General features: G+C 37.4%; 10 protein-coding genes. 2 read left to right on the top strand and 8 right to left on the bottom strand.

The genetic code is table 11. The features are described 5' to 3' along the window. Positions 1-10: 10 nt before the first annotated feature. The 6 genes from IC221_RS04260 to IC221_RS04235 form a co-directional block, all read right to left on the bottom strand. Entirely contained in the window at positions 11-1,633 is a 1,623-nt protein-coding gene (locus IC221_RS04260) for a RagB/SusD family nutrient uptake outer membrane protein (RefSeq protein ID WP_188167770.1), read from the bottom strand. Between the two features lie 11 nt (positions 1,634-1,644). Beyond that, a complete protein-coding gene (locus IC221_RS04255; protein WP_188167769.1) occupies positions 1,645-4,767 on the bottom strand; it encodes a TonB-dependent receptor in 3,123 nt (1,040 codons plus the stop codon). Between the two features lie 11 nt (positions 4,768-4,778). Next, a complete protein-coding gene (locus IC221_RS04250) occupies positions 4,779-6,137 on the bottom strand; it encodes a hypothetical protein (RefSeq protein WP_188167768.1) in 1,359 nt (452 codons plus the stop codon). 272 nt (positions 6,138-6,409) lie between these two features. Continuing rightward, on the bottom strand, positions 6,410-8,656 hold the full coding sequence (locus IC221_RS04245; protein ID WP_188167767.1) for a glycoside hydrolase family 3 N-terminal domain-containing protein: 2,247 nt from the start codon (positions 8,654-8,656) through the stop codon (positions 6,410-6,412). Between the two features lie 10 nt (positions 8,657-8,666). Then, positions 8,667-10,286: a glucoamylase family protein gene (locus IC221_RS04240; RefSeq protein ID WP_188167766.1), complete on the bottom strand. Its 1,620-nt coding sequence runs from the start codon at positions 10,284-10,286 to the stop codon at positions 8,667-8,669. A gap of 57 nt (positions 10,287-10,343) precedes the next feature. Further along, on the bottom strand, positions 10,344-11,966 hold the full coding sequence (locus tag IC221_RS04235) for a sulfatase (protein WP_188167765.1): 1,623 nt from the start codon (positions 11,964-11,966) through the stop codon (positions 10,344-10,346). Positions 11,967-13,249: 1,283 nt separating this feature from the next. Here IC221_RS04235 and IC221_RS04230 point away from each other — a divergent pair. After that, entirely contained in the window at positions 13,250-13,657 is a 408-nt protein-coding gene (locus IC221_RS04230; protein ID WP_188167764.1) for a LexA family transcriptional regulator, read from the top strand. A 214-nt stretch (positions 13,658-13,871) separates the two neighbouring features. On the opposite strand, the gene IC221_RS04225 is transcribed toward IC221_RS04230, so the two are convergent. After that, positions 13,872-14,966, bottom strand: a complete 1,095-nt coding sequence (locus tag IC221_RS04225; protein WP_188167763.1) for an acyltransferase — start codon at positions 14,964-14,966, stop codon at positions 13,872-13,874. Between the two features lie 510 nt (positions 14,967-15,476). Further along, positions 15,477-16,589: a GIY-YIG nuclease family protein gene (locus IC221_RS04220; protein ID WP_188167762.1), complete on the bottom strand. Its 1,113-nt coding sequence runs from the start codon at positions 16,587-16,589 to the stop codon at positions 15,477-15,479. A 235-nt stretch (positions 16,590-16,824) separates the two neighbouring features. Here IC221_RS04220 and lepB point away from each other — a divergent pair, with 235 nt between their 5' ends. After that, on the top strand, positions 16,825-17,811 hold the full coding sequence (gene lepB, locus IC221_RS29475; protein WP_223241295.1) for a signal peptidase I: 987 nt from the start codon (positions 16,825-16,827) through the stop codon (positions 17,809-17,811). The last annotated feature ends 51 nt before the right edge of the window (positions 17,812-17,862 follow it).

Below are 17,862 nucleotides of genomic sequence, written 5' to 3'. Positions count from 1 at the left end.
TCAATTCCGTTTACCAAAGGTTGTGTTGTTTAATGTTCACGTTGATCTGCAATTCATCTGAAGGAATTGGGAACACCACATGCTTCTCTTCTACCCTCTCACCTGGTGCCACTAACTGTATTTCGTGCTCTTCTCTGAAGCTAGGGTTTGCTCTGATGTTTTCGCTCAAATCTCTCATTGTTTCCAATAGCGTTCCCCAGCGTACCAAATCAAACCTTCTATGACCTTCGTAGCAAAGTTCTCTTCTGCGTTCCTCTTGAATCAGCTTCATATAGTTGCCGTCCACTTGCATTAATCCTTCTTCCAAAGTACCTGCATTCGCTCTATTTCTTACCAATTCAATATCCTGATTAGACTGTTCGTTTTCACCTTGTAAAAGATACAATGCTTCTGCTCTCATCAATAAAACGTCGCTGTAACGCAACAATGGGAAATTAATTGAAGTCCTATCTTTGTTGATGACGCCCATTTCTAAGCTTTCGGCAGTGTCATCTAATTCTCCGTTGGAATCTCTTCCCAAATCCAATCTTCTCCATTTCCCAGGGTACCATCTTAATTGATTTTTGGTGAAAACAGGAAAGTAAAAATCACCGTCATTGTTGAAGCTAAAGTCGGCACAATTCCATGCTTTTCTAGTATCTGTATTGCTATACAAAGCATTGTGCATGGTTGGAGCAATGTAACTGTTAGCTGTCGCGAAAGGTTGATTACCTGAAGTGAAACTGATTTGTACTCCATTGAAATTACCGATTCTTCCTCCTAAATTTCGACTATCAGAAACTGTAAAATCTACTTCCCACATCACTTCCACATCATTTCTGATGCCCTTGATCTCATTCAAGAAAACCTCTTCATATTCTGGTAAGAGCGTATGGTAACCGTAGTTTACCACGGCGTTGGTGTGCTCTACTACTTTATTCAAACAGTAATCCTTTCCAAAATCACCTCCTTGTACTCTCGCCCCTGCCATATTTAAGAATACTCTTGCCAAAATACCGTGAGCAATTTGTTTCGAAACTCTTCCGTATTGCTTTGGGCGCTCATTCATCAATTCTAATGAGGTTTCCAAGTCTGCCACAATCTGATTATAGATTTTATTGGCTGGTACATTGGGTAAATTCAAGTCCTCTAAGTTACCGTTGAGATCGGTGAAATGATCCAAACGTAATGGAATATGCTCCCACATTCTTACCATATTGAAATAGAACATTGCTCTTAGCGTTAAAGCTTCTCCCAACATTAAGTCGTGGTCTGTTCTCTTCAAATTAGGGATGCTATCCAATGCAGACAACGACCCAATAAAGTCATTGGCAATATTGATAGCCGTGTAGCTATTTTTCCAGATTCTCGCCAAATCTATATCAGATTCATTGTATGACATTCGGCTCAGTTCTTTTCCAAACGTGGCTCTTCTGTAAAGCATTTCGTCCGTTCCCACGTTTAGCCAAACTGAAAAATCTTCAGCATACAGCGTTCTTAGCTGTGCATAAACGCCTGACAAAGCTAAGGTTACTTCTCTGTCATTTTTGTAAAAATTATCTCTTGTCAGTTCATCTTTGGGTTCTAAATCCAAAAACGAACATGCACTTAGTGTAGCGATAATGATGAATAATATGTAATTAAATCTTTTCATTTCTCTGTCAGTTAGAAGGATACTTGAAGACCTAGGATGGCTGATTGCGCGGCAGGATAAGAAGAATAATCAATGCCTCTGTACATGGCTTGACTCCTTACGGATACTTCCGGATCGTAGCCTGAGTAGTTGGTAAACACCCAAAGGTTGTCCACGGATCCATATACTCTGAAGGATTTGATTTTCAGTTTCTTCAAAAACTGCTTATTGACTTTATAGCCTAGCGTAATATTTTTAATTCTTAAGAAAGAGGCGTCTTCTATGAAGTAATCACTCATTTGATGCCCTCCGTAAACTTGGTGGTAAGAGTATTCCAATCCAGGACCTGGCACTGCCCAAACGCCCTCTGAAGTTGGGTTGTCATACGACCATCTATTGGCTACTTGCTCCAAGTAATTTCGACCTCTTTGGCTTCCTACTACACCAAAATCAGCATTGTTGCCATTGAAAACGTCTTGGCCTACTGACCATGTCAATAAGATGCTCAAATCCCAGTTTTTGAAGGTGAAAGTGTTTGTAAAACCACCGTAATACTCTGGGTTCGGATCACCGATGATTTCTTTGTCGTTTTCATCAATCTGTCCGTCTCCATTCAAATCACGGTATTTTGGATGTCCGGGTCTTACTTCTCCCGTTTGAGAAATAAATTCCGGTACGCCTTCTTTCAGCGTCAAACTCCCGTCTGCACTTTTTATAAAGTCATCTACCTGATACATTCCGTCATATCTATAACCGTACATTTGTGTCATAGGCTGACCCACAAACAAACCGTAATACAACTCCCCTGAGAACATTCCTCCTACATTTGGATCATACAATCTGAAATCCTCTCCGTAAGATAGTTTTTTGACTTCACTTCTATTAAATGAAATATTGAAGTTGGTAGACCATTGGAAATTCTTTGTTCTTACATTGACTGTATTCAATGAAAGTTCCACTCCTTGATTTGCAACTGCCCCGATGTTTTGCTTCACATTATTATAACCTGTAGAAGGTGCAATTCTACCGTTAAATAACAGGTTGTCTGTCAAGTTGTAGTAATATTCTAGATCCAATAAAACTCTATTGTTGAAGAAACCCATATCTGTACCCACGTTGAACTGCTGAGTAGTTTCCCATTTGAGATCTGTATTGGCCAATTGTTTTTGATAGAAAGCGGAAGAGTAAGCACCATTAAAATAGTAGCCTGAAGAGACACCAACGGTGGGTAAGAAATCGAAATCACTCACTCTATTATTACCGGTAGTACCAAAACCTACTTTGAATTTTAATTCATCAAATACACCTAAGTCCTTTACAAACTCCTCTTCTCCAGCTCTCCAAGCGGCCGACGCTGATGGGAAAATACCGAAGCGATTGCCTTCTTTAAATCTTGATGACCCATCTGCTCTGAGTGAGGCCGTCACAATGTATTTGTTTTTGTAAGTATAAGAGACCCTGCCAAAACCTGACATCAAATTTTGCTGAGTGGACGATGAACTTGGCATTTGAGCCACGTTGGCAATTCCCATATTATTCCACCCTAAATCATCCAATGGAAACTGATTAGCAGATGAAGATTGGTTAAAGCGTTCCGTCATTTGGAAGGATAAACCTGCAATGGCTTCCAAGTGATGTCCATTTTGGTTTAGGCTGTACGACAATACATTTTCATTCAAGAAATTCTCTGTCTTCGAAGCACTTAATGTACCATTGATGCCTGCACCACTTCTGTCGGCTTGGTTGGTTCCTAAATTGAAGAACGTTCTGCCGTTGTTGACATTGATCTGATATCCTACTTGCGTTCTGAACTTTAATCCTTCTGCCAATTTCACCGTGAAGTTGATATTGGTTTGCAAGGCATCTACTTCGCTTTCACGGTCTGTATTATTGAGTGTTTGTGTTGGCGGATAGAATCCTGCACTCAGTTCATCTTCGTCTTCCAAATCGCCGTTTTTAGTGGTCATTGGCTTGAACATAATCGCTGATTTGATGGCTGAAACTTGTGCTGTAGACGTTTTCATTCCTACATGTTTGGAATTTGCATAATTCAAATTCACACTCATATCCACTAACTTTCCAATACTTTGATCCAATTTCAAACGTCCATTTAAACGCTCAAAACTTGAGTTCAACAATGTTCCCTGTTGGTTGACATAACCTAATGAGGTAAATACTTTTGTTTGCTCAGAACCGCCTTTCAAGGATAAAGTATAGTTTTGGAAAGGTGCCTGACGGAAAATTTCTTTTTGCCAATTGGTATAGTCTTCATCAGTATAGTTAGAAGACTCTCCCCAAGGATCTCCTCCTCCTATATCGTGTTGTACCTCTACATAATCTTGAGGGCTTAATGTCTTAATTATTCTTTCCTCGGGAATTTGTGACATTCCCATTTTTGTATTAAAAGTGACGGTTGGTTTCCCTGCTGTCCCTTGTTTGGTCGTGATCAAAATTACGCCGTTAGAAGCTCTCGATCCATAAATCGCAGTAGCAGAAGCATCTTTCAATACATCTACACGCTCTATATCCGCAGGATCTAAACTGAACAATGTTGGGTCTTCCAATGGAAATCCATCAATCACATACAATGGGCTTGATGTTCCCGTGATGGTGTTCGTACCTCTGATCTCAAAGTTCATAGCTTGTCCTGGTCCTCCTTCTCCAGAGTAAACCTGTACACCGGCCATACGTCCTTGCAAGAGCTGATCAAAAGAAGCGGCCGGCATGGAAGCGATTTCGTCATCAATTACCACTGATTTAATGGAACCCGACACCTCTTTCGCATCTTGCTTACCATAACCAATCACTACCAATTCATCCAAAACCTCTACATCCGATTTCAAATTGATAACGATTTCTTTTCGTCCTTCTACGTCTACACGCTGTGTCTCATACCCGATAAAAGAAACCGATAATACAGCATCTTCCCTTACTCTGATGGAGTATTTTCCGTTAAAATCGGAGGCTGTACCGTGTTTAGTGCCTTCTACCAAAATACTCGCTCCAGGAATGGGCTGTTCATCATTTTGATCCAACACCATACCGGTCACTCTTATAAACTTCGCTTTTTCGTCTGTTTCATCTTGTGCCTGAACAGAGAGAGAGCACGCAAAAGCCAATAAGATGAATATATATTTGTAAGTCATTCGTTTCATAATCCTCGTAATTATTTTGCTCTTACTTGAAGTTCGTGTACGTAAAATCTTCTTGTTAATGCTCCGATTTCTGGGTTTAAGAAATCAGCAATGAGTGCCACTTGAATTTGCTTGCCTAAGTATTTATCTGGAATCTGTATTTCTAATGATCCTTCTAGTTTTAAGTCCATCTCTTTTATCAAACCATCTGTTGGAAACTGAATGAAACGATCAGAAATATCATTTTCTAAAATTTCCCATTCAGACGCTACAGGAGATCCTTCGTCTAGTTCTGCTACATCTATAATGGCCACACTTAAATGTTGATTGACATGTTCAGCTCCACCACTGTATCTCCAAAGTCCTGAAGTTTCGATATAAGCATCTGTAGTATAATTGGTTAGATCTACAGTTTCTGTAGCTAAGAAACTTCTCGATTCTTCACTATCAGACCAATAGGCTACTAATACACGTTCTGTAATCACGCCATCTTCTTGTTGGTAGGGAAAAACCTGTCCTGCCCAGGCTCTTCTCCAAGTTTCTCCTACAAACTTTGGATTGTGCGTAGAGTCGTTCAATACCGTCGTATATTCTTCACCTGACAGTTCTTTGGTTACCGTTCCGTAGTAATTATTGGAAGTCAGATTTTGTAATCCATAACTTTCGCTATCGCCTTTGATCGCAATGCCATGAAATATCAATTGACCGATATTCGCTCCTAATACTTCAATGTCCATGATGCTTTCTTGCATTTGTTCGCCTTGTGCATTTTCTACGGTAACATCTAACTTAAATTCCTTGAATTCATCATCACCAATAGTGTATTCTTTGGCTAAATGAATGCTTCCTGTTGTGGCATCAATCGTGAAAACATCCGTGTGATTATTCAATTTGTAAGTATATGGACCTCCTCCTTTTACATTGGGCAATGCTGTTGAAAATTCCATATTGGTACCGTAAGTGGAGTATAAATTCGGAAGGTAATACAATCCGCTAGGCTCCGCTTGATGTGCTTCAAATGATAATACATTTTGAAAATTCACTTCCGCAATGGCATTGGTTACAGCAATATCAAATGTGTACTCATCAGGCAATAGGTTGTTGTATTCTAAAAATGAGATTACGCCATTACCTGGGTCAATAGAGAAGTTGTTGGTCACTTCTATCTCTTCTCCTGAAGTATTGATAACATTGGTAATCTTAAATTCAGCTTCACCGCCTCCCACGAAAACAGAAGGCTGATAGGTGGTGAAAAAGTCTCCACATTTGTAGTCCGCTACCCCCGCATACCTTAGGTCTTTCGGTTGACCGACGTATTGTTCCACTTTCTCTTGGGTACAAGAGGAAAGGATCCATAGGGATAAAAAAATTGAAAAGTAGTTTTTCTTCATTTCAGTAAATAGATTGTATGATGTTTCTTAGAAGTTTTTGCTTGATGTTTTTGGTTGTATCAAACAGGTTTTATGTAGTTGTGTAATTATTTTGCAATGTTATTATCTTATTTATATCGCAAGTGTTAAGCCGATAGGCGTCACTTTTGATAGAATATTGTCTCCTGACTTCGAAATAAATATTACTTATTACTTGTACTTCGAAGTCGGGAGACTTCGCCAATGTGCAGTTCCAAGTGACGCTGTCGCTTAACACTTGAAACAGTGTTTCTTTATTTTGATTTGACCGAATTGTCTTTTCCTACTTCAAATCCTTCTGTCAAAGTAAATGATGCCTTTTTCACATTATCAGAACTTGTGCCGATATAGACATTGAAATCTCCAGCTTCCACCCCTTTACTCATATCCCAACGGAAGTACGTCAAATCTTCATTTTTAATGTTGAAAGTGACTGTTTTGGTCTCTCCACGCTTCAAGAAAATCTTCTCAAAACCCTTCAGTTCTTTTAATGGTCTTGTCGATCTTCCTACCACATCTTGTACATATAACTGTACCACTTCCTCTCCGTCATAGTCTCCAACATTTTTCACTTCAACAGAAGCTGTAATCTCGTTTTCTGTTGATTTTGAAGACATTTTGATTTCAGAATACTCAAATTCTGTGTAACTCAAACCGTACCCAAAGGCATACAGTGGAGTGTTTGGAACATCTAAATAAGTCGATTTATAACCTGAAGGCTTTTCTGGATTGAAAGGTCTACCGGTGTTTTTCACATTATAGAAAATTGGAATTTGACCTACGTTTCTTGGGAACGTCATTGGTAATTTTCCAGAAGGATTATAGTCGCCAAAAATCACATCTGCAATAGCCGGTCCTGCCATTGTGCCCAAGTGCCACGTTTCTAGTAATGCATCCGCTAGTTCGTCTTCTCTTTCTAACGTCAGCGGTCTGCCGTTCATCAAGACGACTACGATAGGTTTTCCGGCTTGCTTTAAATAGGCTAACAAGTCCGTCTGTACACCCGGCACTGAAATATCAGATCTACTTTTTGCTTCACCAGAAATCACTCTAGACTCACCAATTGCCAATACTATTACGTCTGCTTTTTTTGCGACTTCCAATGCTTCGTCAAACCCTGATTTATCTTCACCGCTCAACTTACAACCTTTGGCATAAAGCAACTCCGCCTTGCCTGCTGTGGCCTGTTTCATTCCTTCAAAAAGTGATTGAGCATTCTTTGGAGAACCTTTTGCTTTCCAACCTCCCAATACATCTTTTCTACTTTTGGCCAATGGCCCAATTAAAGCGATTTTCTTCTTATTGCTTAATGTTATAGGAAGTGTATGGTTTTCGTTTTTCAATAAAACGACTGAACGTTGTGCTGCTAACCTTGCTTTCTGCTTAAAATCTGCTGAAAGCGTTACTTTCTCTTCTCTCTCTGCATTACAGTATTTGTAGGGATCATCAAATAAGCCCAATTTGAACTTCACCGTTAAGATTCTTCTTACCGCTTTGTCAATCACTTCTTCTGATACTTTATTTTCTTTGACTGCTTTCACCAAAGTATTTAAGAAAACAGCGCCCTCCATATCCATATCAATTCCTGCATTGACCGCCAACTCACCTGCCGATTGTAAATTATCAGCAATACCGTGTGGAATTAATTCATTGATGGCCGTGTAATCCGTCACTACCATTCCTTTAAAATCCCATTGCTCTCTCAATATTTCTTTGAATAAATAAGGATTGGCAGTACTTGGTGTTCCATTGATCTCATTGAATGACGTCATAAATGTTTCCACACCAGCATCTACACACGCTTTGAAAGGCGGTAAGTACACATCATGTAGTGTCTGCATCGACATATCTACGGTATGATAATCACGACCACCTTGTGCTGCTCCGTAGGCTAAGAAGTGCTTTGCACACGCCAAAACTGTATTGGTTGCCGATAAATCATCTCCTTGGAAACCTTCTACTCTTGCTTTAGCCACCACACTGTTGTAATACGTGTCTTCGCCGGCACCTTCCATTACTCTACCCCAACGTGGATCTCTACTTACATCTACCATAGGGGCGAACGTCCAATGAATACCTGCCGCTGAAGCTTCTTCTGCCGCTACTCTCGCCGCTCCTTTGATCATTTCCAAATCAAACGAACTTGCTTCCGCTAGTGGAATCGGGAAGATCGTTTTAAAGCCATGAATCACATCATAACCAAACAATAACGGAATCCCCAAACGTGTTTCCTCCACGGCCATCTGTTGTAATTCCCTTGTATACTCCGCAGAAATGGCATTAAACAAAGAACCTACATGTCCGGCCTTTACATCTTTTTCCACATTGTCTCTCAATGTCGGACCCGTTACATCGCTGGAAGAAGTAAACTGCGTCATTTGCCCTACTTTCTCTTCGAGGGTCATTTTCTTCAGCAATTTCTCCACTTGTTTCGAATAGTCTTGTGCACACATCACCTGACTAATCAATAAGCCTACTACCGTAATTAATAATTTTCTCATGCTGTTACCATTAATAAAGTTGTACTGCTAGTTCGTTTGTTGGTTTACCGTCAATTTTCATAATGATTTTTCCCTTAGTGCCCGAAAGGAATTGTCCCTTGTTAAAGACCAATTGATGCATTCCTTTTGATTTAGATTTAGAGGGAAATAAAGTAGTCACTACACCATTTAAATTTTCAAATTCAAAGCTTACTTCGCCCTTATTCTCTAGAAAATAATCTAGATGGTAAGCTTTCAATTCAGGATGTCGAATTAATTGTACTCTTTGTGATATATTCTCTTTTACTGCTAGTGGAAATCCTGTTTTGTGGTCTGGAGAGTGAATCTCCATCTTTTCTTTAGCGACTTGTAACTCAGGAATTTTCTTTGATAATTCCCAAAACAAACCACTGCGGTAGTTTTCCATCATAATGACCGTTCTACCTTGATCCAAACCTAAGTAACGATCTGAATACCAATCATCTTTGATAGAATAGGCATCTTTGAACCCATACTTGTCCCAAAGTCCTTCTTTATGATTTTCATAGAAGTTTCTCAATGCCATCATGGACTGATACGGCACATAAGGAAATACGCCTAAAGCACCCGATGGCGCAATCACACCTTTGTCTTTGGAAGGCCCTGCTCTATTATTATAGCCTCCTGGAATTTGTGAAGCCGTCAGTCCCCAATCCTCTTGAGAGTAACCGTATTCCTCCGGAGCAAACTTGAAACAATACGTCCAGTTGATCAATGAATGAGCGATACTTCTTGTCCAATAAAATGTGTATTGGTCTTGCATATCTCTAGGGTCCATGGTCACAAAAGGCGTCTGTGCCAAGTACAACGGTCCACCTTTTGGCTTTCCTAAATCCAACGTATAGCCGAAGTATTTTCTACCATTGACAAAGTTCTTTCCGTTGACATACGCTTGGTACGAAGACTTTTTGATGGCATGCTTAGGATGACCTAAAGCAAGCGCATAACTCGTCATTGCCTCATTGTAGCCTTTCATCAACAGCTTCAAACCGTTATTTTCTTCCTGATTATCAGAGTGATTCCACCATAAACCATCTTGATATTCATGTACGGTATAATCTACTGCTTCCCAAAGTTTCGTAATGTTTTCTCTTAACTGCTTCTCCTTTGGTGTATTTTTATCAAAATAAGCTCTTGCTACCAAAAGGCCCATCATCATGTTGGAAGTCTCCTGAATATCAGCACCATCCTGACCAGCAAATTTGATCAGCTGTCCTGTTTCCCCATGAATCAAATGAGGAAATACTCCATGATACCTAACGGCTTTATTTTCTAAGAAATCCGTCACTTTCAAAAGGTGATCCACCACTTCTTCCCTTGTCACCCAACCTCTGTGAGCCCCAACGATAATTGCCTGAATACCAAAGCCTGAAGCTCCAATACCAATATCGTAGCGTCTATTTTTCAATGACCTTCTCGGTGTCAAGCCCGATACAGGGTGTGCCCATTCCCAAAAATAGCGGAAGGTGGCTTCATGTGTTTCATTAAAGATTCTTACGTCTTCTTCAAAACGTTTTTCTTCTTCTTTTAACTTTTTGTCTTTATCTGTGGCAGGTTCCCCCACAAACGTAAATAATGTTATCAGTAGAGTTAAGTAAGATAGTATCATCATATAATAGTGTGTCAGTAATGTATGGTTGTCAATTAGGAATGATTAAGTTCCAAAAGTTTATTTCATCTTTTTTGATTGTTGTTTCGCCTTCTTCTCCTTCAACCTCCTCATTCTAGCCTCTTTACGGTAATCCGTGTTTTTCCATGTCTCATAAGGCGGTTCCTCAGCTTCTTCCATCAAGCGAGCCAATTCTACTCTCAATGAAGCTATTTCATCTTGATACTCAGGAGCATCAATCAGGTTATTCATTTCCGAAGGATCTTTCTTTAGATCATAAAATTCGTAAGTGTCAATGTTGTTATAAAAGTGGATTAATTTATATCTGTCCGTTCTTACACCGTACTGTCTTTTGACCATGTGAAAGCCCGGATATTCGTAATAATGGTAATATACCGATTTTCTCCAATCCTTTGGTGTTTTCCCTTTCTCAGCCACTGCTTTCAACGATTTCCCTTGCATATCTTCCGGGATTGCAACACCTGCATAGTCAAGGAAGGTTGGTCCGTAATCAATGTTCTGTACCATAGCTTGAGCCGTATTTCCCGCCTTAATGGCTTTTGGATAACGCATTACTAATGGTGTTTTAAACGACTCTTCGTACATAAATCGCTTATCGAACCAACCGTGTTCACCTAAGTAAAATCCTTGATCAGAAGTATACACTACAATGGTATTCTCCGTCAAACCTTGTTCATCTAAGTAGTCTAACACACGACCGACATTTTCGTCGACTGCCTTTACAGTCGCACAATAATCTTGTAAATATCTTTGGTATTTCCACAATGCCATCTCTTTTTCCGTCATTTGAGCAGCATTCATTTTGTCATTTTTAGCACGGTATGCCTTAAACCAAGCCTCTTTCTGTTCAGCGGTTAACCTATCAAATAGATGAGGCCAGATGTCTTTTCTCCACTCGTCTGATCCTACAGCCACTGACATCTTCAAGTCATGTCCTTCTTGAGCATCTTTATAAACTACCATCTCCTGCTCTGCTGCCGCTTGACGTCCTTCATAATCATCAAAGTAGTTGTCCGGCACTGGAAACTCTACATTGTCAAATTCATTCGCATAGCGAATCGGTGGCATCCAGTTTCTGTGCGGTGCTTTATGATGAATTAATAAAGCAAACGGCTTATCTGTATCTTTCTGTTCTTTGATCCAATCTAAAGAAAAATCCGTCACTAAATCCGTTGTATACCCCTCTACATAAGTAGTATCACCATTTGAAATAAAATCAGGATTGTAGTACTCTCCTTGATCGTTTAAGATATTCCAGTGATCAAAACCCTTCGGTGTACTCTTTAAATGCCACTTTCCAATCACTCCTGTTGTATATCCCGCATCATGCAATAAGCTAATCCATGTCTGCTGAGAAGAATCAAACTTATCTGTATTGGCTCTGAAACCATTCTTATGACTGTATTTTCCTGTCAACATAGTAGCTCTTGAAGGGCCACATAAAGAATTAGTCACAAAACTCTGGTTGAACTTAATTCCTTCATTGGCAATACGATCAATGTTAGGAGTAGGTGCAACTTTTGAAACTTCATGTCCATATGTACTCACCGCCTGTAATGCGTGGTCATCAGACATGATAAAAATAATATTAGGTCTGTCTACTTTCTGGGCGAATAAACTCGCCGATAAGCCTGTAAATAGTAAGTATAGTATATATTTCATTTCAATAACGTCAGATTAGAAAAAGTGCCTTAATAAACTGAATAGAATTAGATTTTTTAAAAGCGTCTCAGTGACAATTCAAATGTATGGGGTTAAAAAATAAATTTTTAAAAAAATTATTAAAAATGTGTAAATAACATGCATTTTAAGCCAATAAAAAACACACTTTTGCATAGATTGATAACAATAATAACAGCTGTTTTACAGCTATATAGCCAAATGTAACATTATAAACGACAACTTCAATAACAGTAGTTTGTGAAAAGCAAAATTTCATTAAAAACAACCCAAATTTTAACAAACATCACCTCTTAACATTAGACACATCAAACAGCAAGACATTAGCTTTAAAGAACTTTTAGAAATGAGATTATACGACAGCATGTACTTTGAATTGAAGCAATGAATCATAGTGTGGAGTGTGGGATATTGTAAGATTCTAGTTTGTACTAGGGTATACTACGTAAAATGCAAATTACCACAAACTTCAAATCAATTATTCTACAGGCTTTTATGTCCAACTTTCAAGCTTCCTTCTTCTTCATTTTTCCATTGATGAAAAACGAAGCAAAAAATCTAGGCTTAGAAGTCAAAAGCTAAATTCCATTCCTTTCGCCTAAATGATTTTAATCTCGCTTTGCTCGAACAAGAAAATCATTTTTAACGGCTCAATACATGAAATTCTTGACGCTTTTCCCTTCAAGGCCGTGGAAAGCAGTACCAAACGAATTGCGTAGATAGTTCACTGGTGCAAATGTTAAGCAATAGCGTCGTTCGTATCCTTCAGATCATCAGAAATCTCCTGATTACTAAATACTATAAATAACGAAGACTTAGTTTACAATTAAGTAAGTACGTTCTGTAAAGCCACAATGCCTTGTGGCTCACGAACCACCACTCCATCACAAAACCATTATTTTTCAAACTACTATGATACTCCAAAATCAACACTGAAGTGATATAATGAATAAAACAATTTCGGTAATTATTCAACCTAAACCATAACTACAAAACAACTTGATAAAGCCTCTGTAAAGTGCTCTAATCACTTCAATCTCATCCAATCATACATTTATCATTTAATGCACGAAAATCGCTTAAATCGCATTCTACAAGGTCATTAACTGACCTGTTCCAAAATCAACATAATAAATTTATTAGTTTATTTTTTTAACATTTTATTGTTTATTTTTTAATCATTAATTATATTTGAGACGTAAACATCTATCTCCCTTATTGACGTACTTTAAAGAATACTTACCCACAGTCATTGCACTGTCAAATTGAAAATTGTTAAAGAGATGGGAGAAATTGAAGAACTGCAATTCGATAGAGAAGGAGAAAAGTTTAAAGAAGAATACTTGGAAGCTACAGGCTTCCCTAGTCCAGCGAAAGATTTTGCTGAAAGCGATATTTCAGCAGATGATATTATAGAAAGGGGATATAATACTTTTTTCTGTAAAATGAGTAGAGATATTCCCGAATGGAGATTAGCCACTGGAGATTATCTAGTTGTAGCCAAAGGAGAAGATTTAAAATCAGGGGATTTGTTTATAGCCTATATCAATAATGATTTTAGGATTTTCAGAATGGCAAGTGATGGTTATTGGTCTACCCCCTATTCTATCTCTAAGAAAGAAATAAAGGTATGGGGTAAAGTAACGCACAGTATTGTAAAGTTGAAAAGATAATTTTTGATGAAGAGTGAAGATTTCTTGTGGTTCGTTGTAGGGATCTAGCATTGCAACGTCTACACTGAACAACAATAGCTATTAAAATAAAAATTGGAGAAGCCTCTCGGTTTCGAAATATAAACGGCATTTATATCACATTTCGAATATCGGGAGACTTCTCCAATTATTTTGAATAAGGTTAGAACAACTCTTCATTCTTATCTAATGAACTCTATCCTACAAAATATTTACTATTTGGAAGGTAAGATAATAACTTCACTAAAATATAACTTGCAATCCAAGTCAAGGCTGTCACTAGCAAAATAGAAACAGGGGTAGATAAATTCATTGGCTGTACAACATAAGTCCACGAAAGTCCTATAAAGAACATATGAGACAAATACACACCATAACTTAATCTAGAAAGTTCTTTGACTACCTTATATACTTTTTCATTTTGATAATCGATTGTTCGGATCATTAAGAACAAACCAATCGTCATTAAAATTACATTAGGTGTACAGAAACGGAAAGGTAACTCTACAAAGTAGATAACATTGGTATGAGCCAACATTTCTCTGAATACCGTAAAAGTAATAACATAGCCAATAAGAAAAATGATCAGTCCTAAAATTCTACTTTTAGCTTTACCCAAAGTCACAAACTTTCTAAAATAAAAAGCTAGAACAATAAAACCTAAATGACCTGAGAAATAAAATAGAGAATGGAATTCATTCCAGAATACTTCACCATAAACACCTTCTGGAAAAGCAAGTTTTGCAAAGTGATGAAAACTTGTGATAAACCATAATACAAGGTAAAACTCTATAAATCGTTTAGAGGCTGTTTTTAACCATGGAGAAATAATCGGTAAAAATAAATAAACGCCCACTAACATATACACGAACCAAAGATGCCCTGATTCTAAGTTAAAGTTGTGTAGTAAGGTGGTCATTTTTCTTTGCATCACATCAAACTGATCCGCTCCCAAAAGATAAGGAACAAAGGCATAAAGTACTGACCAAATAATAAAAGGGTATAAAATCCTGGTAAACCTTCTTTTGTAAAAAACACTTGGGCTATCTTTTACAGGAACCAATAAATAGCCTGAAGCCATTACAAAAAGAGGAACACATGCTCTCATAGGGCTACTCATTAAAGCTACCCAAAAATCATCTCCGGGCTTGAATGAGATATGATCCACGGCAAGGTAAAAAATTTCAATAGCGTGTACCATCAAAACCATTGTGATGGCTATCACCCTTAAGTAATCCAGAAATACAATTCTATTCGAGGATGTGTTAATTGTTTTTGTAGTCAAATCCATTTTCATTTAATTATAAGTAATTATTTATCTAGAATTACTTATACCAACGGATATCAAAACAAAGAGTATAACAATGTATAACCTAAAAGGAAATATTAACGACTCAAACGGAAAATTTACATTCTAAAACTAATGTAAGCTCAATTTTCGAATATTTATAATATTTAGAAATCAGGAGATTTCTGATGATCTGTAGGACACGAATGACGCTAACGCTTAACATTCGCGCCAGTGAGCTTTCTACCATTTTAGTTTGGTAGTACTCCCCCGGCCTTGAAGAGAAAAGCGTGAAGAATTTCATGTATTGAGCCGTTAAAAATGATTTTCTTGTTTGAGCTTTAGCGAGTTTTAAATCATTTAGGCGAGAGAAATGAAATTTAGCTTTTGACTTCTAAGCCTTGACTTTTTTGCTTCGTTTTTGTGTTAAGACAAAAATGAAGAAGAAGGAAGCTTGAAAGTAGACTCTATAAAAGCTGGTAGAAAGATCTATTGGAAGTTAAGGCCAAAACTCTAACTTTCTGTGTCTTGCTGCTGACGCTTTACTTGAAGCAAATATTCTAAATCTTCTACAGAAGTTTCCATTGACTGAAAATACTCTAATGCTTCTGGCTCTTTCTCGTAAGTGAATTTCCCTTCTAACTCTTCTCCTATTTCAACAATTTTTTCTAATGGTACAGCAAAGAAGTCTTTTTCTAAGTTGACTTTATTGACAGAATATTTTTGTAATTTCTCTTTTAAAGTTTGATATAAGTGCTCAGCATTCGAAGCATTGATCAAAGCATGAACATCAAAAGGGAAAGGTAATGTTTCACTTAAAGCATTGATTTCTGATTGCGGATCGTCAGATTGTGTATAACCTATTTTGAAAACTTCTTCTCCAAAAGAACCATAATTTGAAAGTACATAAACAAATCCAGAAGTGGTTGAAGTAGACGATTGTTCTGTAGCTCTCTGAATATGTTCTTCTACTCTGTCTAATTTGAATTGTAATTGCTGTACTTGCTTTTCATTAGCAGCATGAATGGCATTGTGTAAATCTCTTTGCAAGGCTATTTTTTCCTGTTCCAAACGTTCCAATTCTCCTTTTACTTTTTCTTGAAAAGTACGTTCTTCTCTCATTTGATCCTTCAACTCATTCTGAGATTGTTGTTCTAGATCCTTTCTGACTAAGTCTTCAAACTTACGCTGCAAAGATTTTTGAGCTTGCTTTAATGCTTCTTTATTTTCGTAATCGTGAGCCAAACAGAAATCAAATACCTCTTCTAATTTATTTTTGGTCTCCACATAATTACTTGCTGTCACTTGCGTCGCTAAGAAATCAGTGTGGTCTTTTAGTAACCTTTCTGCTGTTTGAATTAGATTTTTCCCTTTGTGATCTCTTTCACTTTCTACTTTCTTTAATCGCTCTTCAAGCGTAAAGTATCTTTCCTTTGCTTCTTTTTGGGTTTGTTCCAATGTTTCTTCAAGGGCTTTATAACGCTCTTCTGAATCATCTCTTTTATTTAATAACGTAGTTTGACTCTTTATTTTCTTTCCTCTCTTTATACTCAAAAATAATAAGATTAAGGTCAGACAAAAAAGTGCTAGAAAAGCGGAGGCGATGTAAATAAATTCGTTCATCATAACAGGAAAAGATAATATTAAAAAGTAAAATAACCTGTACAAAAATAGTATTTCAAGTTTTGTTTTCAACCTAAAAAAAAGAAAAAAAGAGATTCATTTCAACTTAGTTTTTGAGTAATCGTATAATTAATTGGTAAGAAGTTTTACAAAATATATATTCGTAACCGATACAATGTGGAACACCACATAACTGAAAAACAAACTCTGCAGAAAGTGTCAAATTAAAATTATCAAAATGGAAATTAACGCAAAGAAAATTAAGCAAGAAGGAAAAAGTACCATTAAAGATTTCTTTCAAGTGCTCATCTTGGTATCGCTCTTCTCTTGGCTGATTGGTTGGAGAAGTGTAGTGCCCACTAGTTCACTAGAGCCTACCATACAAGCAGGAGATCACATTATTATTTCAAAATTAAGTTATGGAGCTATTACTCCTGCCACACCTTTTCAGCTACCATTAATTCATGGTTATGGATTAGATTGGATTTCACTTCCTACATTTCGTTTGCCTGGTTTTTCTGAAGTACAGAAAGGTGATATTGTAGGATTCTTTTTTCCTCCGGAAGACAAGCCTGTAGACCTTAAGACAATTTATCTAAAGCGCTGTATTGCCACTCCCGGAGATACTGTAGAACTTAAAAATGCAGATGTTTATATCAATGGTCAATTAATGTTTGATGATGTAGAAACACAACATCAGTTTGAAGTCATCACTGAAAATGGACTTTCAAAAAAGAAGTTGGAACAATTAGATCTTTATCATTATGATCATAACAACGATAAAACGTATCCTTCAGGACAACGAAATTTTGTTGTTCATATCTCAGAAAAGAAGGCTGAAGCGATCCGAAAAGATCCACATATAAAAGCCGTAAAGAGTTTAGTAAGTAGAGAAGCGGACTTTTATCCTGCTACAAGAGTTCCTAAAAAAGGAGATGTTGTCACATTAACTCCAAGTAACCGTCAGCTGTATTTACCTATCATTTTAAAGTATGAGGACAATAATGCAACTTTTGAAAACGGGAAAATTTTCATTAATGGAAAAGAAGTCAATGAATATACCGTTCAACAAGACTATTATTTTATGATGGGTGATAACCGACACAATTCATTAGACTCAAGGTTTTGGGGTTTCGTTCCAGCTGATCATATCTATGGAAAAGGAACAGTTGTACTTTTCAACTTAAAAGAATTTGATAGTAGTCGATTATTTAAATCGCTTTAATTTCTTTCATTTATATAATTCTCTAAATGAAAAAAGCACTGAAGTTTATCA

Source organism: Flammeovirga sp. EKP202, from assembly GCF_014534745.1.
Lineage (GTDB): Bacteria > Bacteroidota > Bacteroidia > Cytophagales > Flammeovirgaceae > Flammeovirga.
Note: the sequence above shows the minus strand (reverse complement) of the source record. Positions and strands in the feature narration are given on the sequence as shown.

Coding starts and splice junctions, on each gene's coding strand:
- IC221_RS04225 (WP_188167763.1), bottom strand. CDS start 14,966: ATGGATTTGACTACAAAAACAATTAACACATCCTCGAATAGAATTGTA.
- IC221_RS04245 (WP_188167767.1), bottom strand. CDS start 8,656: ATGAGAAAATTATTAATTACGGTAGTAGGCTTATTGATTAGTCAGGTG.
- lepB (WP_223241295.1), top strand. CDS start 16,825: ATGGAAATTAACGCAAAGAAAATTAAGCAAGAAGGAAAAAGTACCATT.
- IC221_RS04260 (WP_188167770.1), bottom strand. CDS start 1,633: ATGAAAAGATTTAATTACATATTATTCATCATTATCGCTACACTAAGT.
- IC221_RS04250 (WP_188167768.1), bottom strand. CDS start 6,137: ATGAAGAAAAACTACTTTTCAATTTTTTTATCCCTATGGATCCTTTCC.
- IC221_RS04255 (WP_188167769.1), bottom strand. CDS start 4,767: ATGAAACGAATGACTTACAAATATATATTCATCTTATTGGCTTTTGCG.
- IC221_RS04220 (WP_188167762.1), bottom strand. CDS start 16,589: ATGATGAACGAATTTATTTACATCGCCTCCGCTTTTCTAGCACTTTTT.
- IC221_RS04235 (WP_188167765.1), bottom strand. CDS start 11,966: ATGAAATATATACTATACTTACTATTTACAGGCTTATCGGCGAGTTTA.
- IC221_RS04240 (WP_188167766.1), bottom strand. CDS start 10,286: ATGATGATACTATCTTACTTAACTCTACTGATAACATTATTTACGTTT.